20 protein-coding genes are annotated in these 19,710 nt (G+C 68.9%); 7 read left to right on the top strand and 13 right to left on the bottom strand.

The features are described from left to right. From QZM15_RS20930 to QZM15_RS20945, 4 genes are all read right to left on the bottom strand, one after another. Positions 1-708: an SDR family NAD(P)-dependent oxidoreductase gene (locus QZM15_RS20930; protein ID WP_302107187.1), complete on the bottom strand. Its 708-nt coding sequence runs from the start codon at positions 706-708 to the stop codon at positions 1-3. Between the two features lie 451 nt (positions 709-1,159). Further along, entirely contained in the window at positions 1,160-1,711 is a 552-nt protein-coding gene (locus QZM15_RS20935) for a shikimate kinase (RefSeq protein WP_302107188.1), read from the bottom strand. Beyond that, positions 1,708-2,355 carry a hypothetical protein gene (locus QZM15_RS20940; RefSeq protein WP_089464766.1) on the bottom strand — a complete coding sequence of 216 codons (648 nt, stop codon included), beginning with the start codon at positions 2,353-2,355 and terminating at the stop codon, positions 1,708-1,710. The genes QZM15_RS20935 and QZM15_RS20940 overlap by 4 nt, the downstream gene beginning before the upstream one ends. Before the next feature lie 28 nt (positions 2,356-2,383). Continuing rightward, positions 2,384-2,794, bottom strand: coding sequence for a thioesterase family protein (locus tag QZM15_RS20945; protein ID WP_059585355.1), 411 nt, complete (start codon positions 2,792-2,794; stop codon positions 2,384-2,386). A gap of 384 nt (positions 2,795-3,178) precedes the next feature. Here QZM15_RS20945 and QZM15_RS20950 point away from each other — a divergent pair, with 384 nt between their 5' ends. Continuing rightward, positions 3,179-4,291, top strand: a complete 1,113-nt coding sequence (locus QZM15_RS20950) for a 3-deoxy-7-phosphoheptulonate synthase (RefSeq protein WP_099316415.1) — start codon at positions 3,179-3,181, stop codon at positions 4,289-4,291. A gap of 19 nt (positions 4,292-4,310) precedes the next feature. On the opposite strand, the gene QZM15_RS20955 is transcribed toward QZM15_RS20950, so the two are convergent. Then, positions 4,311-5,678, bottom strand: coding sequence for a glutamate--cysteine ligase (locus QZM15_RS20955; protein ID WP_302107189.1), 1,368 nt, complete (start codon positions 5,676-5,678; stop codon positions 4,311-4,313). Between the two features lie 119 nt (positions 5,679-5,797). After that, the gene (locus tag QZM15_RS20960) at positions 5,798-6,634 is read right to left on the bottom strand and encodes a helix-turn-helix domain-containing protein (RefSeq protein ID WP_059585357.1); all 837 of its coding nucleotides are present in this window, start codon (positions 6,632-6,634) and stop codon (positions 5,798-5,800) included. A gap of 163 nt (positions 6,635-6,797) precedes the next feature. Here QZM15_RS20960 and QZM15_RS20965 point away from each other — a divergent pair, with 163 nt between their 5' ends. From QZM15_RS20965 to QZM15_RS20985, 5 genes are all read left to right on the top strand, one after another. After that, a complete protein-coding gene (locus QZM15_RS20965) occupies positions 6,798-8,237 on the top strand; it encodes an efflux transporter outer membrane subunit (RefSeq protein ID WP_230971878.1) in 1,440 nt (479 codons plus the stop codon). Between the two features lie 9 nt (positions 8,238-8,246). Beyond that, positions 8,247-9,611, top strand: coding sequence for an efflux RND transporter periplasmic adaptor subunit (locus tag QZM15_RS20970; RefSeq protein WP_081059345.1), 1,365 nt, complete (start codon positions 8,247-8,249; stop codon positions 9,609-9,611). After that, on the top strand, positions 9,608-11,146 hold the full coding sequence (locus QZM15_RS20975) for a DHA2 family efflux MFS transporter permease subunit (protein WP_302107190.1): 1,539 nt from the start codon (positions 9,608-9,610) through the stop codon (positions 11,144-11,146). Before QZM15_RS20970 ends, QZM15_RS20975 begins: the two co-directional genes overlap by 4 nt. Before the next feature lie 59 nt (positions 11,147-11,205). Beyond that, positions 11,206-11,637, top strand: a complete 432-nt coding sequence (locus QZM15_RS20980; RefSeq protein ID WP_302107191.1) for a hypothetical protein — start codon at positions 11,206-11,208, stop codon at positions 11,635-11,637. Positions 11,638-11,722: 85 nt separating this feature from the next. Next, positions 11,723-12,457, top strand: coding sequence for an autoinducer binding domain-containing protein (locus QZM15_RS20985; protein ID WP_059608823.1), 735 nt, complete (start codon positions 11,723-11,725; stop codon positions 12,455-12,457). Here the strand turns inward: QZM15_RS20985 and QZM15_RS20990 are convergent. Genes QZM15_RS20990 through QZM15_RS21015 form a run of 6 tightly spaced genes read right to left on the bottom strand, consistent with a single transcriptional unit; the run spans position 12,380 to position 17,803 of the window. Beyond that, positions 12,380-13,162 (bottom strand): glutamine amidotransferase, encoded by a 783-nt coding sequence (locus QZM15_RS20990; RefSeq protein ID WP_063896780.1) that lies wholly within the window; start codon positions 13,160-13,162, stop codon positions 12,380-12,382. The genes QZM15_RS20985 and QZM15_RS20990 overlap by 78 nt on opposite strands. 20 nt (positions 13,163-13,182) lie before the next feature. Beyond that, positions 13,183-13,827 (bottom strand): glutathione S-transferase family protein, encoded by a 645-nt coding sequence (locus tag QZM15_RS20995; protein WP_063892451.1) that lies wholly within the window; start codon positions 13,825-13,827, stop codon positions 13,183-13,185. Beyond that, on the bottom strand, positions 13,821-15,056 hold the full coding sequence (gene metC, locus QZM15_RS21000) for a cystathionine beta-lyase (RefSeq protein WP_302107192.1): 1,236 nt from the start codon (positions 15,054-15,056) through the stop codon (positions 13,821-13,823). Before metC ends, QZM15_RS20995 begins: the two co-directional genes overlap by 7 nt. Further along, the gene (locus QZM15_RS21005) at positions 15,047-15,700 is read right to left on the bottom strand and encodes a pyridoxal 5'-phosphate synthase (RefSeq protein ID WP_059585364.1); all 654 of its coding nucleotides are present in this window, start codon (positions 15,698-15,700) and stop codon (positions 15,047-15,049) included. The genes metC and QZM15_RS21005 overlap by 10 nt, the downstream gene beginning before the upstream one ends. Positions 15,701-15,708: 8 nt before the next feature. Next, complete coding sequence (locus QZM15_RS21010) at positions 15,709-16,611, bottom strand: CoA ester lyase (protein WP_060318623.1); 903 nt, start codon at positions 16,609-16,611, stop codon at positions 15,709-15,711. A 49-nt stretch (positions 16,612-16,660) separates the two neighbouring features. After that, positions 16,661-17,803, bottom strand: a complete 1,143-nt coding sequence (locus tag QZM15_RS21015; RefSeq protein ID WP_059585366.1) for an acyl-CoA dehydrogenase family protein — start codon at positions 17,801-17,803, stop codon at positions 16,661-16,663. A 312-nt stretch (positions 17,804-18,115) separates the two neighbouring features. On the opposite strand from QZM15_RS21015, the gene QZM15_RS21020 reads away from it, so the two are divergent. Beyond that, complete coding sequence (locus QZM15_RS21020) at positions 18,116-18,784, top strand: GNAT family N-acetyltransferase (protein ID WP_302107193.1); 669 nt, start codon at positions 18,116-18,118, stop codon at positions 18,782-18,784. On the opposite strand, the gene QZM15_RS21025 is transcribed toward QZM15_RS21020, so the two are convergent. Then, on the bottom strand, positions 18,751-19,569 hold the full coding sequence (locus QZM15_RS21025) for a response regulator transcription factor (RefSeq protein WP_226223380.1): 819 nt from the start codon (positions 19,567-19,569) through the stop codon (positions 18,751-18,753). The two genes, QZM15_RS21020 and QZM15_RS21025, sit on opposite strands and share 34 nt — an antisense overlap. Positions 19,570-19,710 lie beyond the last annotated feature (141 nt).

Here is a 19,710-nt window from a genome sequence, read left to right on the forward strand (position 1 = left end):
TCAATGCCCGGCGCTCTGACCGCCGTCCACGTGCAGGATTTCGCCGGTGACGAACGGCGCCGAATCGAGATACAGGATCGCACCGACGATATCGCTCATCTCGCCCATCCGGCCGACCGGATGCAGCGACGCGAGCGTCGCGTGCGTGTCGGCCGCATGCATCGGCGATTTGATGATGCCGGGCGACACCGCATTGACGCGAATGCCGGCCTTCGCATACTCGATCGCGAGCGACTTCGTCGCGGCATTCAATCCGCCTTTCGTCAGCGACGCCAGCACCGACGGTACGTTGCTGTTCGCGTGATCGACCAGGCTCGTCGTGATGCTGACCACATGGCCGTTGCCGTGCTTCTGCATCGCGGCGATCGCACGCTGCGTGACGTGGAAGAAGCCGTTCAGGTTGACGCTCGTGATCCGCGCATAGTCGTCCGCGGTGTATTGCGTGAACGGCTTCGCGACGAAGATGCCCGCGTTGTTGACGAGCGTGTCGACACGGCCGAAATGTTCGATTGCCGCATCGACCACACGGTGCGCGACGGCCGGATCTCCGATGTCGCCCGCGACGGTGACGAGATCGGGACCGTGCGACGGGCCGATCGAACGGGACGTCGCGACGACACGATGGCCGCGTGCCCGGAATGCGTTGACCGTTTCCGCCCCGATGCCTTGCGATGCGCCAGTGACGATGATGACTTTGGATGCGCTCATGATGTACCTCGACAGGTGAATGGTGTTCGGCCTCGATGCCGACCGGATCGATGAATCCGATGGGCAGACTGTAGGCGTGCCGGTCACGATTTCGAACACCCGCCATGGAGCAACAGTCTTGCGTCGCGGGAACAAATGACGGGAAAGGCGAGGGTCTGCGGCGATCGCCGCGCTGGAGTCGGGTACACCGCCGCGCCGGGTGCTCGCCAAGTCGGGGCGCTACGGGAGAATGTCGGCGCGGGGCGGGATCGTGCCTGATGGACCGATTTTCCGGGAGCTTGAAGCGTCGATTCGTTTGCCACGAAAACACGAGGTTGGATAAGAAAATACCTCCATCCGGATAACTTTTCTTATCACGATAGCACTATCGCAAATCCAAACTCGCCACTTCAAAAACGCGTATGACGTCGAGCGCGTCGTCGAATCGAAGGGCAGGGAAGCGACCGCGCCGTCACGCCGGCGCGTTCCTCCGCGCAAACAGCAGCGTCAACACCTCCGCCGTCGCGTGCGCGACATCGTGTGCGGTCGTATCGACCAGCGCATGCGCGCATTCGCGATACAGCGGGTCGCGCGTCCGGTACAGCGCGGCGAGCGTCTGCCGCGGTTCGCCCGCCTGCAGCAGCGGCCGCCGCCGCGTGTCGTCGCACGTACGCCGCCACAGCACATCGGGATCCGCATGCAGATAGATCACGCTGCCGCGCTCGCTCAGGCGTGCGCGGGTGTGCGGATTCAGGACCGAGCCGCCGCCGGTCGCCACGACCACGTTCGCGCGCTGCGTCAGCTCGTCGACGATATGCGCTTCGAGCAGCCGAAAGCCGCCTTCGCCGACCACGTCGAACAGCGCGGCGACCGAGCGGCCGGTGCGCCGCTCGATCTCGTCGTCGCTGTCGGCGAACGCCCAGCCGAGCGAAGCCGCGAGCGCGCGGCCAAGCGTCGATTTGCCCGCGCCCATCATGCCGACCAGAAACGCGCGCCCGCCGGCCGTCGCGACGGCGGGGCTCATAACCGTCGCGCGAGCGGCCAGCCGGCCCGCGTCGCCAGGCAGATCCGTCGCGCGCGCACCGCGTCCGACAGCGTGTCGAGCGCCGCGCCGGTCGACGCGTCATCGGCGTCGAGCAGCGCGCCGAGCACCTGCTCGTCCGGATCGCAGGCCGCGATGTGCTCGGCCGCATCCGCCGCGATGGTCCGCGGCGCGCGTTCAGGCGCCGCGTCGCGCTCGGGCCGCCGCCACCTGCCGTGCAGATCGCGCCATCGCACGACCAGCCCGTAGAGCAGCGCACCACCCGGCACGGCCGTGTCGTCGGGTGCCGCGGCCAGACCGTCGGCCGTCGTACACCGTGTGACCCAGCTCGCGAATTCGAGCAGCGATGCATCGTGGGCAACCGTCGCCGCGTCGAGCGCCACGGCCACGCCGGCATCCCGCAGCCGGCCGAGCAGCGTCCGCACGCCGTCGTGCGCACCGCCGCACGGCTGCAGCAGCACTTCCAGCTCGTCCTCGTGGCGGCACGCGAGCGCACGGTGCCGCTCGAGCGCCGCCGGCTCGAGCAGCGCCTGCGCCGCATGCCGGACGATCACGATCGCGCGATCGTCCCGCCGCTCGACGATCGCACCGATCCGGCGCCGGGCGCGCGCCACCGCGCAGCTCACGTGTCGCTCCCGAGCGCGCGCGCACGCATCACAGCGACCCCTGGAATTCGAGCACGCGCGTCTTGAATTCGTCGGGCACGGCCAGCGTCGTGTTGTTCGCGTAATCGAACATCACGTGCGTCGACACGCCGCGCGCGACGATGGTCTGGTCGTCGCGCTCCATCAGGTGTTCGAGATCGAAGCTCTTGCTGCCGAAGCGCACGATGCTCGAGCGGACGGTCAGGTTGTCGCCGAACTGGGCCGGTGCGAGGTACTCGCACTGCGTCTTCACCATGATGTGCGGCAGTTTCTCAGTGCGCGGCAGGCCGAGCAGATCGAACATGTAGCAGAGGTACGAGTGCTGCAGATAGTCGTAATAGACGGGGCTGCTCACATGCCCCATCGAATCCGTATCGCGATACTTGACGTGAATGGGGGTTTCGTAATGCCGTTTCGACATGGTGACTCTCCGCAATGACTGGGTTGATTTATATTTTCGAGCCCGAATGGCCTGTCGGGCATCCGAAAATTAATCGAACGACTATCGGGCCGCCACTATCAGAACGAATAGCGAAGCGTGGCGGAAAGCCGCATGCGGACGCATTCGCCGCTGCAAGATCACGGCCTGATTTCCGAACGAAAACCCAATGAACGTTCCATTCGACTCCCGCGAACAGGCATGACGACAGGATCCTCAATTATCGAATCCGACGCTTATTTACCTCATTCATAAGGTTATGAATTAGAAACTGATAACTATGTTAGTTGCGCGCCGAAAGCACCATTCAATACAGTCGCGCTGTAGTAAAAAGTCACGTTCATTATCGACAGGAGGGCAGTCCCCATGCATGCAAACGCCTGGACGACAAACCGCGACGCCGTGCTGCGCTTGCCGTCCCCTGCGGATCTGGCCGGCGCGCTGCCGCCGGCGTGGCGCGCGTCGCGCACCGTTCATACGACCCGCCGCGCGATCGTCGACGTGCTCGACGGCGCGGACGACCGGCTCGTGGTCATCGCCGGCCCGTGTTCGATACACGATCCCGACGCCGCGCGCGACTACGCGGCACGGCTCGCGCTGCAACGCGCGCGCTTTGCGGACGAGCTGGAAATCGTGATGCGCGTGTATTTCGAGAAGCCGCGTACGACGGTCGGCTGGAAGGGGCTGATCAACGATCCGCTGCTGGACGGCAGCGACCGGATCGACGTCGGACTGCATACGGCCCGCGCGCTGCTGTGCGACATCAACGGCGCGGAGATGCCGGCCGCGACCGAGTTGCTCGATCCGCTGTCGCCGCGCTACCTGGCCGATCTGATCGCCTGGGGCGCGATCGGCGCGCGCACCGTCGAGTCGCAGGTGCATCGCGAGCTCGCGTCGTCGCTGCCGATTCCGATCGGCTTCAAGAACGGCACCGACGGCAATGTCCAGGTCGCCGTCGACGCGATGCGCGCGGCGGCGCACGCGCACCGGTTCCTGTCGATCGATGCAGGCGGCCGGCTATGCGCAAGCGCGTCGCCCGGCAATCCGCATACGCACGTCGTGCTGCGCGGCGGACGCGAACCGAATTTCGACGCGGCCGCGGTGAACGCCGCCTGCGAACGCATGATGGCCGCGCACTTCGCACCGCGCGTGATGATCGACGTCAGCCACGGCAACAGTCGCCGCCAGTACCGGAACCAGCTCGCCGTCGGCGCGGAAGTCGCCGCGCAGGTGGCGGCCGGCGATACGCGCATCGTCGGCGTGCTGATCGAATCGAACCTGATCGAAGGGCGGCAGGATCTCGTGCCCGGCGTGCCGCCGCGCTACGGGCAGAGCATCACGGACGCGTGCCTGTCGTTCGCCGACACCGCGCAGTTGTTCGAGACGCTCGCGCACGCGGTGCGTACGCGGCGACGCGGCCACCCGCTGCCGCTCGGCGCCGAGTTCGCGCACGAGCCGCTGCTCGCCTGTTGCGCGTGAGCGGCCCGGCGCGACACGCTCAGATGGCGGCTTCGTCATGGATGCGCGTCGCGTCGCCGGCCCACGCGTCGCGATAGCGGCCCAGCCAGTGCTCGGCCTGCGTGGGCGCACCGGCGACGATCTCGTCGAGCGGCGCGAGATACATCGATTCATCGCGGCCGGCCGCATCCGTGCGCGCCCGCGCGCGCAGGCCGCGATGCGCGATCGCGAGCGCATCGGCCGCGATCGCGCGTAACGACCGGCCGCCGGCCGGCGTATCGAGCCCGGTACGCGGCACGTCGCGACGCAGCGCGAGCAGCGTACCGCGGTCGATCTCGGCAGCGAGCGTCCCGGCATCCGACAGCGCCGCCGGATCGTACAGCAGGCCGGTCCAGAACGCGGACAGCGCGACCATCATGTCGGGCGAGCCGGCATCGGCGCCGCGCATCTCGAGATAGCGCTTGAGCCGGACCTCGGTGAACACCGTCGTCAGATGGTCCGCGAAATCGCCCAGCGTCGGCGTCTCGCCTTCGAGGTGCGGAATGCGCCGCCGCAGAAAATCGCGGAACGTGTGCCCGGTCGCGTCCGCATAACGATCGCCGCGCCGCACGAAATACATCGGCACGTTGTCGAGCAGCCAGCTCACGTAGCGCTCGAAGCCGAAGCTGCGCGACAGGAACAGCGCCGGCGCGCCGCAGCGATCCTCGTCGGTATCGAGCCACGTGTGCGCGCGCGTCGACAGCAGGCCCGACGGGCGGCCGTCGCGGAACGGCGAATTCGCGAACAGCGCGGTGGCGACCGGCTGCAACGCGAGCGACACGCGCATCTTGCGCGCCATGTCGCTTTCCGATGCGAAATCGAGGTTGACCTGCACGGTGCAGGTGCGCTGCATCATGTCGAGCCCGCGCGTGCCGACCCGCGGCATGTAGCGCCGCATGATCGCGTAGCGCTGCTTCGGCATCCACGGCAGCGCGTCGCGCGACAGGTGAGGGTGAAAACCGAGCGGCACGCAGCGCAGGCCGAGCGGATCGCATGCCGCGCGGGCCGCGGCGAGGTGCGCGTGCAGCTCGGCGTGCGTGTCGTGCAGCGTATCGAGCGGGGCGCCCGACAGTTCAAGCTGGCCGGCCGGCTCGAGCGAGATCGCGGCGCCGTCGCGCTGGATCACGCCGACGGTCTGCCCGGCATCGACGATCGGCGTCCCGTCGCCGCGCAGCCGCGCCAGCACCTCGGCGATGCCGGACGGCCCTTCATAACGCGCAGCCGCATGCGTCGCGCGGGAAACGACGAACTTCTCGTGCTCGGTACCGATCCGGAACTGCGCGGCCGGCTTGCAGCCGGCGGCCAGATGATCGGCGAGCTGCTGCTCGGAGACGATCGGCGTGTTGTCCGATCCGACGGCGTTCGACATCGACATCCTCCACAGGTCACATTGGGCGACCGACCGGCCGGTCGCACGGCGACTATAGCGACGTCGATGCGCGCGCAGTACTGGCAGGGGTGATAGGGGCGGTGCGAGGCCGCGCGACATTACGGCTGCTTGCGCTTCGCGAAGTAATGCGCGGGCGAATCGCCGAACGCGCGGCGGAACATCGCGATGAAATTGCTCGGCGTCGCATAGCCGAGCGCGTCGGCGATGTTGGCGACGCTGTCGCCGTTCGCCAGACGTTCGAGCGCATGCGTGAGCCGCGCCTGTTGCCGCCACTGCGCGAAGCTCGTGCCGGTTTCCGCGACGAACAGCCGGCTCAGCGTGCGGGCGGACAGCCCGGCCCACTCGGCCCACGCGTCGAGCGTGCGGCTGTCGTGCGGCTGCCCGAGGATCGCATTGGCGATCCGCAGCAACCGCCGGTCGTGCGGCATCGGCAAGTGCAGCGGTTCGTGCGGCGCGCGGCGCATCTCGTCGAGCAGCACGACGCTCATGCGCGCCTGTTCGATGTCGAGCCGGTCCTGGTCGGCCCACGACACCGCGCGCCGCACGAGCGCGCGCATCAGATCGGTGATCGCGATCACGCACGGCTGGTCGGGCATGCGGCGGCTCGCGGCCGGCGCGATCACGACGCTCCAGCCGCTCAACGCGCCGCTGATGCTGACCTTGTGCTGCTCGCCCGGCGGAATCCAGCCCGCGCGATGCGGCGGCAGCAGCCACGAACCGTGCGGCGTGCGCACGTGCGCGAACCCGCTTTCGACGCAGAACACCTGGCCGCGCAGATGGCTGTGCCAGTCGACCTCGCGCGTGCCGAGCTGGTAGGTATTGCTGCCGTCGTCCTCGCCCCAGACGGCGATCAGCGACGGGCCGTCCGCGCGTTCGCTCGGATCGGCGTCGGCGCGTTGCGCCGCGCGGGCGGGAGAGGCTTCTCGGATGGGCATGGCCAGAATTCATTATTTTTTGTCTAAACAACATTATCAGCTTTACTCGGGAGCGTCCAACAATGCGTGTCGTGTTCAAACCCAAACGAAGCAGAGGAACGCGATGCACGCAGCACTTGCTCCCTCGCCACGCGATGCCGTCGCGCGGCGCGTCCTGTCGCACATGGCCGCAATCGTGGCGCTCGCCATGCTCGGTGCATGTGCGAGCCGCGACGGGCTCGCGCCGGCCGGCACGCTGCGCGGCGCCGATACGCTCGCCGCAGCGCGCAGCCTCGCGCATGCGCCGGCCGCCGACTGGCCGGCCGCCGACTGGTGGGTTGCGCTGAACGATGCGCAGCTGAATGCGCTGATCGACGAAGCGCTTGCCGGCAATCCCGATCTCGCGACCGCCGATGCGCGCGCGCGCGAGGCGCAGGCGCTCGTGATCGAAGCACAGGCTGCCCGCTTGCCGCATCTGGTCGGCCGCGCGGGCGCAAAAGGGGAACGCACGTCCGGCACGCAGTTCTCGACGGCCGAGGGCGGCGGGTTCTTCAGCCACACGCGCGAAATCAATCTCGGCCTGAGCTGGGATCTCGATTTGTGGGGCGGCCGCCGCGCGGCGTGGGAAGCCGCGCTCGGCGAAGCGCGGGCCGCGCAGATCGATGCACGGGCCGCGCGCGTGCTGCTGTCCGTCAACGTCGCGCGCGCCTACGTAAATCTCGCCTATGCGTTCGATCAGCAGGACGTCGCGCGGGCCGAATACGAACGGGCCGACGAAGCACTGTCGCTGACGCGTCAGCGTGTCACGAAAGGCATCGACAACGTGGCGCAGCAGCGCCAGGCGGAAAGCGAAGTCGCGGCCGCGATGCGCGAGCAGGCACGCGCGGCGCAGGCGATCGACAGCGCGCGCATCGCGCTCGCGATCCTGCTCGGCGCGGGCCCCGATCGCGGCCTCGCGCTCGCGCGGCCCGCGCCGCTGCCCACCGCCGCGCTCGCGGTGCCGGCCGACCTGCCGGCCGCGCTGCTCGGCCGGCGCGCCGATCTCGTCGCCGCACGCTGGCGGGTGGAAGCCGCGAGTCGCAACGTCGCGGCCGCCCGCGCGGACTTCCTGCCCGACGTGAGCCTCACCGCGCTGATCGGTCTCGCGACGCGCGGCGGCGCATCGCTGTTCCAGGCAGCGTCGCGCACCTACAACGTCAGCCCGGCCGTGAGCCTGCCGATCTTCGACGGCGGAGAACGGCGCGGCGTGCTGCGCAAGCGCGACGCGCAATACGACGTCGCGGTCGCCAGCTACAACAAGACGCTGATCGGCGCGATCGGCGAGGTGGCCGACGATCTCCACCGGCTGCATTCGCTCGCCGTGCAGGCCGATGCGCAGCAGCGCGCATTCGATTCCGCCACCGATGCATGGCGGCTCGCGGACGCGCGCTACCGCGCGGGCGTCGGCAGCTACCTCGACGCGCTCGTCGTGCGCCAGCAGCTCCTGATCGCGAGCCGCGAAGTCGCCGCGTTGCGCGCCCAGCGCGCGGACCAGTCGCTGCAGCTCGTCGCCGCGCTCGGCGGCGGCTTCCGTGCCGAGCCTGACGACGTCGCGCTCGCCGCCACTCCTTCCCACCGTCCTTGACATCGAACCATGAGCAGCGACAACACCCTGCAGACTCCCGCGCGGCCCGCAGCCGCCGATCCGGCCAGCGCCCGCCAGCAACCGTCGGCCGACCACACCGGCGCGCCGCGCGCGCCAGGCGGGTCGGACGCCCGCACGCAACCGGCACCGGGCGGCGCCGCACCGGCCACGCCGCCGCCCGCAAGACGCAAGCACCTCGTGCGTGCGCTCGTCGCCGCGTTCGCGCTCGGCATCGTCGGCTGGGGCATCTGGTACGGGCTCGTCGGCCGCTGGTACGAGTCCACCGACAACGCATACGCACAAGGCAACGTCGTCGAGCTGACGCCGCAGGTGACGGGCACCGTCGTGTCGATCGACGCGGACGACGGCGACCTCGTCCGCGCCGGCACGCCGCTCGTCCGTCTCGACGCGAGCGACGCGCAGATCGCGCTCGCGGCCGCACAGGCCGACCTCGCGGCCACGGTGCGCAAGGTGCGCGGCCTGTACAGCAACGAGCGCGGGCTCGCGAACAGCATCGACGGCGCGCGCGCCGATCTCGACGCGCGGCGCACCGCGCTCGACAAGGCGAAGGCCGACTACCGGCGCCGCGAGGATCTCGGCCGCTCCGGCGCGATCTCGCGCGAGGAGCTCGCGCATGCGCTCGATACGCTGACGTCCGCGCAAAGCGCGTACGCCGCCGCGCAAAGCGCGCTCGCGACGTTGAGCGAACAGCACCAGACGAGCAAGGCGCTCGTCGACGACACCGCGGTCGCGTCGCATCCCGACGTCGAGGCCGCGGCGTCGCGGCTGCGCGCGGCCTATCTTGCCCGTGCGCGCACCGACATCGTCGCGCCCGTCACCGGCTATGTCGCCAAGCGCACGGTGCAGGTCGGCCAACGCGTGTCGCCCGGCGTGCCGCTGCTCGCGGTCGTGCCGCTGCGCGAGCTGTGGGTCGACGCGAACTTCACCGAAAAGCAGCTCGAGCACATGCGGATCGGGCAACCGGTCGAGCTGACGGCCGACCTGTACGGCGACGCCGTGCGTTATAAGGGCCGCGTGCAGAGCCTCGGTGTCGGCACCGGCAGCGCGTTCTCGCTGCTGCCCGCGCAGAACGCGACCGGCAACTGGATCAAGATCGTGCAGCGCCTGCCAGTGCGCATCGAGCTGACGGATCCATCGCAACTCGACGCGCATCCGCTGCGCATCGGCCTGTCGATGCACGCGCGCGTCGACCAGCACGACCGCAGCGGTGCGATGCTGTCGCGCCGCGCGCAGGACGCGCCGGTGTTCAGGACCGACGTGTACCGCGACGAGCTCGCGCGCGCCGACAGCCTGATCGCCGACGTCGTGCATGCGAACCTGCCGGCGGCGGTGCGCGCGGAGCGTGTGCGATGAGCGGCCCGATGCCGGCCGCGGACGCCGGCTTTCGCCCGTCGAGCGTCGCGCTGACGACGTTCGGCCTCGCGCTCGCGGTGTTCATGCAGGTGCTCGACGGCACCGTCGCGAACGTCTCGCTGCCGACGATCGCCGGCAACTTCGGCGTCAGCACGACGCAGAGCGCATGGGTCGTCACGACGTTCTCGGTCAGCAATGCGATCGCGTTGCCGCTGACCGGGTTTCTCGTCAAGCGTGTCGGGCAGGTCCGGCTGTTCGTGTGGGCGACGCTGGCGTTCACGTTCGCGTCGCTCCTGTGCGGCCTCGCGCAGAACCTACCGCAGCTCGTCGCGTTCCGCGCGCTGCAGGGCCTCGTGGCCGGGCCGATGATCCCGACCACCCAGGCGCTGATGCTGTCGATCTACCCGCCGCAGCGGCGCGGCTTCGCGCTGTCGATGATCGCGATGGTGACCGTCGTCGCGCCGATCGCGGGCCCCGTGTTCGGCGGCTGGGTGACGGAACATTACTCGTGGCGCTGGGCGTTCCTGATCAATCTGCCGATCGGCGTGTTCGCCGCGATGTGCGTGTTCGCGCAGATGCGCGCGCGCGTCGAGACGACGGTCGCCGCGCGCGTCGACTATGTCGGGCTCGCCGCGCTCGTCGTCGGCGTCGGCGCGCTGCAGATCGTGCTCGACAAGGGCAACGAAGCCGACTGGTTCAATTCGACGTTCATCGTCGTGATGTCGGTGGTCGCCGCGTTCGGGATCGCGCTGTTCCTGATCTGGGAACTCAACGAGCCGAACCCGATCGTGAACCTGCGGCTGTTCGCACATCGCAACTTCGCGGCCGGCACGCTGACGCTCGTGCTCGCGTACTCGGCGTTCTTCGCGGTCAACGTGATCGTGCCGCAGTGGCTGCAGCGCACGCTCGGCTATACGGCGTTCTGGGCCGGGCTGGCCGTCGCGCCGATGGGCGTGATCCCCGTGCTGATGACGCCGTTCATGGGCAAGTACGCGCCGCGCTTCAACATGCGCGTGCTCGTGTGCTGCGCGTTCGCGATCCTCGGCACGTCGTCGTTCCTGCGCGCGGGCTTCGTACCCGACGTCGACTTCACGCACATCGCGCTGATCCAGCTGCTGCAAGGCCTCGGCCTCGCGCTGTTCATCATGCCGATCAACAGCATCCTGCTGTCCGACCTGAAGCCGGACGAGATCGCCGCGGGCTCCGGCCTGTCGACGTTCCTGCGCACGCTCGGCGCGAGCTTCGCCGTGTCGATCACGTCGTTCCTGTGGGACCGGCGCGCGATCCTGCATCACGCGCAGCTCAGCGAACACCTGAGCAGGTTCGATCCGGCCGTTCGCGCCGAACTCACGCAGTTGGGCGGCGGCGATCCGCAACGCGCGGCAGCGCTGCTCGGCAATCTGGTCGACGCGCAGGCGTACCAGATCTCGTTCAACGACGTGTCGTTCGCGCTCGGCTGCGTGTATCTCGCCGTGATCGCGGTGGTGTGGCTCGCCCGCCCGCCGTTCGGCCCCGGCGCTGCCGCGAAACGATGAAGCGGGTGCCGCGCGGCCCGTTCCGACCCATGCTGTTCAACTCGATGGAGACTGACCCGATGCCTACCCACCACGCTGGAAACACGCCGTCCGCACTGGCGACGCTCGCCGTGTTCGACGTCACGGAATTCCCGCTCGTCGTCGTGCGCAACGACGCCATTGCCGCCCGCGGCTACGCGCAGCGCTGGCTCGACGACATGCACGCGCTGATGCGGCACGGCGAGCCGTTTGTCATGATCTTTCCGCCGGCCCGCCCCGACGAGCCGCACGACGACCGCAAGGAGCGCGGCATGTGGCTCAAGCAGAACCGCGCCGCGCTCGCCGCGGTCTGCCGCGCGCTCGTGTCGGTCGAACCGGACCCGAACGAGCGTGAAGCGGCCATCGCGAACGCATCCGGCATCGAAAAGGCGTTCGGGATCCCGTTCGACGTGACGGCTTCGCTCGACGACGCGAAGCAGGCGGGTCGGCGACGTCTGACCGAGGCGGTCTAGCGCGGCCCGTTCGCGCGCAACGCCTCGAACCGGTTGCGCAAGTCCGCCTGATTGCAGATTCCAACTAATAAACGGGGTGGCTTGTATGAAAGGACTGGATTGTCTGAAATGGTTGGTACCCGGCGACACGGACGCGTCATGGCAGCGGATGACCGACGCGGCCGCCGGCATGGGGTTCGACAAGGTCGTGCTGATCGTGCTGCCGTTTGCCGGCGCATCGTTCGATCTCGCGCGCAAGTGGAGCAGCGGCGTGCCGGGCTGGACGGCGCTGTACCGGCAGCGGCAGTTCGACCGCATCGACCCGATGCTGCAGCATTGCTTCCGTTCGGCGCTGCCGCTCGTCTGGGACGGCGCGCTGTTCGGGCTGCCCGGGCAACGGCCATGCTACGAGGCGGCGGCCGCGTACGGCATGCGCAGCGGCGTCGTGTTGCCCGTGCGCGGCCCGAAGGGGGAGGTCGGCATGCTGTCGTGCGCGAGCGCGGACGATCTCGCCACCACGTGCGAGCGCTGCGACCGGCATCTGGCGGCGCTCACGCTGCTGCGCGACATCGCCTGCGAAGCGATCGCCGGCACGCGCTGCCACGCACCGCCCGACAGCGTGCCGCGTCTGAGCCGGCGGGAGGTCGAGTGCCTGCGCTGGCATGCGGCCGGCAAGACCTCATGGGAAATCGGCCACATCCTGAACGTGACCGAGTCGTGCATCAACTTCCACTTCATGAACATCCGCCGCAAGTTCAACGTGTCACGTCGGCACGAAGCCGTGCTGCGCGCGGTCGAGTGGGGGCTGATCAGCATCTCCGACGTGACCGTGCAGACCTGATGCCGGCGTCCCGTCGAGCCAGCGGTCGAGAAACGCGCTGAGCCACGCGGCCGTCGCGCGGTCGTGCCGGCAGCCTTCGTTCGCCTGCGTCGCGAGATCCTGCGCGCCGGGCACCCCCAGCTTGTGCGCGGCCGCCGTGCTCCAGCGCCGCATCATCGGATAGCTCACTTCCGGATGGAACTGGACACCGTACGCGCGCGGCCCGTAACGGACGGCCTGGTTCTCGAAATGCTCGCCGGTCGCGAGGATCTCGAGCCCCGCGACGCGCTCGAAGCCCTCGCGATGCCACTGATACACATGCGACGGCCATGAACCGAGCCGCCGGCCGGCCGGCGTCGCGGCGATCGGCCAGTAGCCGATTTCCGCGCGCCCGTCGCGATGCGCGTTCACGCGACCGCCCAGGTGGCGGATCATCATCTGCGCGCCGAGGCAGACGCCGAGAAATGGCGCCGCCTCGCGCAGCGGCACGCCGATCCAGTCGATCTCGTCGCGGATCCAGCGATCGCCGTCGTTGGCGCTCATCGGGCCGCCGAACACCACGGCGCCCGCATGGTCGGCGAGCGTCGCCGGCAACGGATCGCCGAGCGGCGGGCGCCGGATGTCGAGCGGATGGCCGCGGGCGGCGAGCAGCCGGCCGATCCGGCCGGGGCTCGACTGTTCGCGATGCAGCACGATCAGGATCGGACGAAGGGCGGAATGCGTCATGTCGTGAGGTCGGTAGAAGGTCAGCCCGGCTGGCCGCGCAACGCGTCGAACGACACCATCACCTGTTCGCGGTAGGCGGGCCGTCGGCACAGGCGGGCGTACCAGGCCTCGACGTGCGGCAACGGCGGCCGCTCGACGTCGAGCGAGAAATAGCGGAACAGCGTCGCGCCGGCCGGGATGTCGGCCAGGCCCGGCGTCGCGCCGCCGAGAAACGGCTGGGTCGACAGCAGCCGGTCGAGCAGCCGGTAATGCGTCGCACTGCGCGCGGCCTTGTCGCGCACGATCGCATCGTCGCGCCGCTCCGGCGGCGTTCGCACGAGTGCCCAGAACAACCCGGTCATCACGTCGGGTTCGAGCGCGGTCTGCGACCAGTCCATCCAGCGCTCCGCGCGCGAACGGGCGAACGTGTCGCGGCACCAGAACGGATTGTTCGGCACGCGCGCGGCCAGATAGCGCAGGATCGTGTGCGACTCCCACACGACGTCGCCGTCCCAGTCGATCACCGGGATCCGGCAGGTCGGATTCAGCGCCGCGAACGCGGGCGTCTGCAGCGAGCCGTGCTCGCCGCCGGCCGGAATATGCCGGTAAGGCAGGCCGAGCTCGCCGATGAGCCACAGCACCTTCTGCACGTTGAACGACGTGCGGCGGCCCCAGACGGTCAGCATCGCGCCGCATCCTCGCAGGCGGCGGTCGACGCGCATGCCGCGTAGCGGTCGAGGCCCGCCGCCAGATCGGCGATCAGGTCGTCCGCATCCTCGAGCCCGATGTGCAGGCGCACGCCGCGGCTGCCGGCCGGCCAGCGCGCCGCGAGGCCGTGCGCGTCCAGTTCGAACGGCAGCGCGAGGCTCTCGTAGCCGCCCCACGAATAGCCGAGCCCGAACAGCGTCAGATGATCGAGAAACGCGTCGATCGCATGTGCGGGAGCCGGTTGCAGCACGATCGAGAACAGCCCCGACGCGCCACGGAAATCGCGGCGCCACAGTGCGTGGCCCGCGTCGCCCGGCAACGCCGGATACAGCACGCGCTGCACTTCGGCGCGCGTCGCGAGCCAGCTCGCGACCGCAAGCGCATTGCGCTGATGCTGCCGCAGCCGCACGCCGAGCGTGCGCAGCCCGCGCAGCGCGAGATACACGTCGTCGGGGCCGGCGCACAGTCCGAGATCGCCATGCAGTTGCTTCAGCGCGGGCCATGCGCGCGCGTTGGCCGACACGGTGCCGAGCATCGCATCCGAGTGCCCGACCAGATACTTGGTGCCGGCCTGGATCGACAGGTCGATCCCGAAAGCATGCGGCTGAAAGAACAGCGGCGTGGCCCAGCTGTTGTCCGCGAGGACCAGCGCACCGTGCGTATGCGCGAGCCGCACGAGGGCAGGGATGTCGTGCATGTCGAACGTGTAGGAGCCGGGCACCTCGACGTACAGTGCACGCGTGTTCGGACGAAACGCGGCTGCGACGGGCGTGCTGCCGTCGTACCACGTCGTCTCGACGCCGAGCCGCGCAAGCACGCCTTCGCATGCGTGACGCACCGGGCCGTAGACCGATGCGGTCATCAGCAGATGGTCGCCGGGCTTCAGGCACGACAGCAGCGCGAGCGTGCACGCGGACAGGCCCGACGGGCACAGCACCGCGCCGGCGCCGCCTTCGAGGCTCGTCACCGCGCGCTCGAGCGCGTCCGTCGTCGGCGTGCCGCGACGGCCGTAGATATACGGCTGCGTGCGGTTCAGCAGATCCGACACCGTCGGGCTGAGCACGGTCGATGCATGGTAGACGGGCGGATTGACGAAGCCGTGCCACGCGGCGCTGTCGCGGCCCGCGTGCGCGAGCCGCGTGTCGTCGTGCAGGCCGTCATGCGCGCCGTCGCGCGGCGGCGGCGGTTCGTCACGCTTCACGGCCATAGCGCACACCGTTCCCAGCGCGCGCCGGCGCGACGATAGGCCTGCCGCGCGAAACGACGCGAACTGTCGGCCCGCCAGAACTCGACTTCGTCGGGGGCCAGCGCATACAGGTGCCAGTCGGGCGACACGAGCGCCGGATCGGCGGCCAGCCGTTCGAGCTGCGCGTCGATCGCACGCGTCAGGTCGGCCGGATCGTCGAGCCGTTCGCTTTGCCGTCCGGCCAGGATGCTCGCGCGCGACCGCTCGGGGCGGCTCGCGAAATCGGCATGGCCTTCGGCGTCCGGCAACCGCTCGACCGGACCGCTCAGCCGGATCTGGCTCGCGATCGCGGGCCAGTAGAACGTCAGCGCCGCGAACGGCCGGTTCGCGAGCTGGCGGCCCTTCGGACTGCGTGCGTTCGCCGCGAAATGCCAGCCGCGCGCGTCGACATTCAGCAGCACGACGGAACGGGCATCGGGCCGTCCGTCCGGGCGGACCGTCGACAGCGTCGTCACCTGCGGTTCGAGCGCGCCGGCGGTCACGGCCTCGTCGAGCCAGCGTTCGAACTGCGCATGCGGCGTGTCGGCCCAGTGGTCGGCCGGCACGTGCGGCGCGGCATGCGCGAGGGTTTTCAGCGCCTTCAGGCGCGTGGCGATCGTGTCCATGGCGGTACTCATGCGATGCCGAATTGCGTCGCACGGGCGATCAGCCGATGCGCGGCGAGATAGTCGGGGACTTCCGCGAGGAAGCCGTCGACGACGGCCGCGGCCACGCGGCGGCCGCCGGAGGTACGCCGCGCGTGATCGAACGCGTCGATCACGCGGCGGGCGAGGGCGACCTCGTCGGCCGTCGGCGTCAGCACGCGATTGACGACCGGCACGAATTGCGCGTTGACGATCGCTTTCGCCTGGTAGCCAAGGCCACGCGACACGCGCATGTCGAGTTCCGCGCCTTCGTTGTCGGCATAGCTGTACGGGCAGTCGATCGCGGTCACGCCGACCGCCGCGCATTCGACGCGAAAGCGCGAGCGCACGTAGTCGAGCTCGCGGCCCGCACGGGTGCGCTCGGCGCCCATGTCGGCCACCATGTCCTCGGTCGCGACGAGCACGGCCGACACGCGCGGGCTCGAGCGCGCGATCGCCATCGTGTTCACGAGGCCGAGCGTCGTCTCGACGTTCGGCACCAGTTCGGTCGAGCCCGGCGCGATGTCGTATTCGCGCTCGAAGCGCGTGACGGCTTCGTCGAGCGCGACGACCTGCTCGGGCGTCGCGACGTACGACATCATCACGATGTCCGGGCGGCCGCGCATCGCGGCGCGCAGGTCGTCGATGCCGCCCGCGTCGAGCGGATTCACGCGTACGGACGCCAGCACGCCGGCATCGCGCCAGCCCGCGAGCACCCGCTCGCTCAGTTCGCGCGCGGCCGGGCGCCGGTCGGGCGGCGTAAAGGTTTCGAGTTCCTGGATCAGCACATCGGCACCGCTCGCGGTGCCGGCAACGAGCGCATCGTGATCGGCGCCGGCGAGAAACAGCCAGGAGCGGCGCAGGCGGGAAGGGCGTCGGTTCGTCGGTGTCATGCGTGGTTTCCTGTAAGGCGCGCGGTGCGCGTGGCGATGGCGCGGGCGATCAGCCGGCGCGCATCATCTGGTTGAAGATGTTCTTGCGGTGCATTTCCTCGGTGCCGCCGACGCTCATGAAGCCCAGTGCGTCCGCCGCGAACGCGGCCACCGGCCCGGCCTGGTAGCCGAGGCTGCCGTACAGCCGCACGAGGCCGAGCGCGCTGTCGACGAGATCCTGAGCGCCGACGAGCTTCGCGATCGAGCATGTCATCAGCGCGTGCGGGTGATCCGTCAGCAACTGCGCGAGCGCGCCGCGCGCGAGCCACGTGCCGCGCTCGATGCCGATCTGCAAATCGACGAGGCGGCGCTGCACGTACTGGTGGACATCGATCGTGCTGTCGAAACTGCGTCGCTCGCGGCAATAGCCGATCGCGTCGCGCAGATAGGGCGCCGTCACCTGGGCGGCGACGAGGCCGTAATAGAGCCGGCCGAGCGAGATGATGTCGATCAGGTTGCCGAGCCCGGCGCCCGGTTCGCCGAGGAGTTGCCCGCGCGTGATCGGACAGTCGTCGAAATGCAGCGCGCCGGTGGGCAGGTCGTCGAGGCCGAGCTTGCGGTCGGGCGGGCTCACCGTGATGCCCGGCTGGTCGCGATCGACGATCACGAGCGCGGTGTTGCGCCGGCCCGGCGTTTCGATGCGCGTGACGACGAGGATGAAGCGCGCGAGCGGCGCATGCGCGATATTGAATTTGCTGCCGGTCAGCCTGTAGCCGTCGCCGTGCTCGGCGAGCGTCGTCGCGATGCTGCGCACGTCGGTGCCGGTGCCCGGCTCGGCAATCGCGGTCGCGCTCAGTTCGCCACGCAGGATCGCGCCGAAATAGCGGTCCTGCTGCGCGGCCGTGCCATACCGTTCGAGTGCGCGCACCATGCCGGCCTGCGCGATCACCGACAGCAGCAGCGCCGGGCGGCGGATCGATGACGCAAGCCCTTCGAGCGCCGCGGAAAAGTGCCACCAGCCGTGACCGTCGCCGCCATACGTCTGCGGCACGATCATGTCCCACAGTCCTTCCTGCCCGAGCTTCATCCAGCCGGCTTCGTCGAATCCGGCGGGCGCGCGGCCGTCGCGTTCCACGGCGGCGGCGATTCCGGCGCCGATATCGCGAAACCGCGCCCGCGTCGCGTGCTGCTCCTGCGTCCAGTCAAATGGCATCTGTCGTGTCTCCGGTCGAAGCGGCGCGGCCTTCGACGGCGCGCCAGCGATGACGACAAGGTTAAGGGGGCACGGACAGCGCAGGTACTGGCAGTAGTGGTAGTTGCCGCGCCAATGACGGCGATGACACCGGCACATGGCGTGCCGGCTTCGCGTTGGCGGTCCATTGTTTCCGCACGACCAACTGTGAAGTCTTCCGCCAGGCATTTATCGGGTGGGCGGCCGTCCCGATAATCGATGCATAAGGTCAGGGCAGGGTACGCGGCGATCCGGTGGCGACGCGCCGACCGGCAGGAAAAGGCGGAGGGCACGATGGATACGATGGCGCCCGAATGGGCGGCCTGCGTCACGGCCGGGCAGGATGCGCCGGCGCTCGGCGTCCGGCGCGTCCGGGACGCGCGGGACGGAACGCCGATCTTCCTGCGTGCGATCGAGCCCGGCGATCTCGACATCGAACGCGAACTGGTCGACCGGCTGTCGAGCCGCAGCCGCTACATGAGGTTGATGTCCGCACGTAAGCCGACGGAAGACGAATTGATCCGATGGACCCGCATCGATCGCCGGCGGGAAGGCGCGGTGATCGCGACGATCCGCGCCGGCGGTCGCGAGCGTTTGATCGGCGTTGCGCGTTATGCGATTGACGATGGAGCAACCGAGATCGTCGAATGCGCGATCGTGATCGACGACGCATGGCAGCGGCAAGGGCTCGGCCGTATGCTGCTGTCGAGCCTGATCGATCTCGCGCGGCGCTCGGGCATGCGGCAGATGGTCGGCACGATGCTGACCGAGAACGATGCGATGAAAGGCCTTGCGCGTTCCGTCGGATTCACGCTGTCGCGCCAGCCGGGGAGTGCATTCGTGACGGATCTGCGGCTCGACCTGGATACCGTTGGGGAGCCTGACGAAGGCCGCTTGCAGGCATCCGGGCCGTCAGGACACGCGGCAAATCACGGGGATTCACCCGCTCTTGCCGGATCGTAGAACAACGCAAAGAGCTCGGATTGCGACCCGACACCGAGCTTTGCGTAGATATGCTTTTTATGCGCACGCACGGTCTCGAACGAGATCGACAGCTTCTCGCCGATCGCGCGCGACGAGAAACCGCTCAACGACAACATCGCCACTTCGATTTCGCGCGTCGTCAACGCACCGCGTCCGCTCTTGCCGGTCAGCGTGCCGAAGCGCGCGTGCGGATCGGGCAGCTCGCTTTCCGTTGCACGCGGCGCCTCCTTCACGGCGAACGTCTCGAAGCGCAGGCGCTGCTGCATCAACGACAGCACCCACGGCGTGTACAGCGTGAGCAAGGCTATCTCGCGCTCGTCGTACTTGCTCGTCTTGCCGAGCGAAAAACCCAGCGTGTGATCGCGATCGATCACGACGTTGAAATGCACTTCGTCGCCGACGATGTTCTTCTTGAAATAGCGCTGGTAGTACTCGGTCATCCGGAAGTTGTCCGGCGCGACGTCGGCCAGCGTGTAGAAGCCCGACGCCTGCGTTTCGAATGCGGCGAGATAGAACGGATCGAGCTGGTAGAGCGCGGCAAGGTAGTCCTGGAACATCAGGTCGATCTTGCCGTCCGGCATCGCCTGTTCGGCAAGCACGAGCGGCGCGCCATCGCGTGCGAAACGCAGCGCGACCCAGTTGTCGAAATCCAGGTGCCGTTCGAGCACGCGCGTGAGGCGCGCCCAGAAATGCGGGCCATCGAGCGCGTCGATGGCCGAACCAATCTCTCGATGAAAAGCGAGATCTCGCCATTCGAGGTCCATCGTGTGCTCCGGTGAGGGTAACCCTGGTGGGGAATTTCTGGTCAAAAATAATAACCCGATAATCGACCTCACTTCGGCAGGCGGCGGTGGAGGCTGCTTTGCTCGACGAAGCGTCCTATGCGCGATGCAATGGATACGACA

The organism is Burkholderia sp. AU44665 (assembly GCF_030504405.1).
Taxonomy (GTDB): Bacteria; Pseudomonadota; Gammaproteobacteria; order Burkholderiales; family Burkholderiaceae; genus Burkholderia; species Burkholderia semiarida.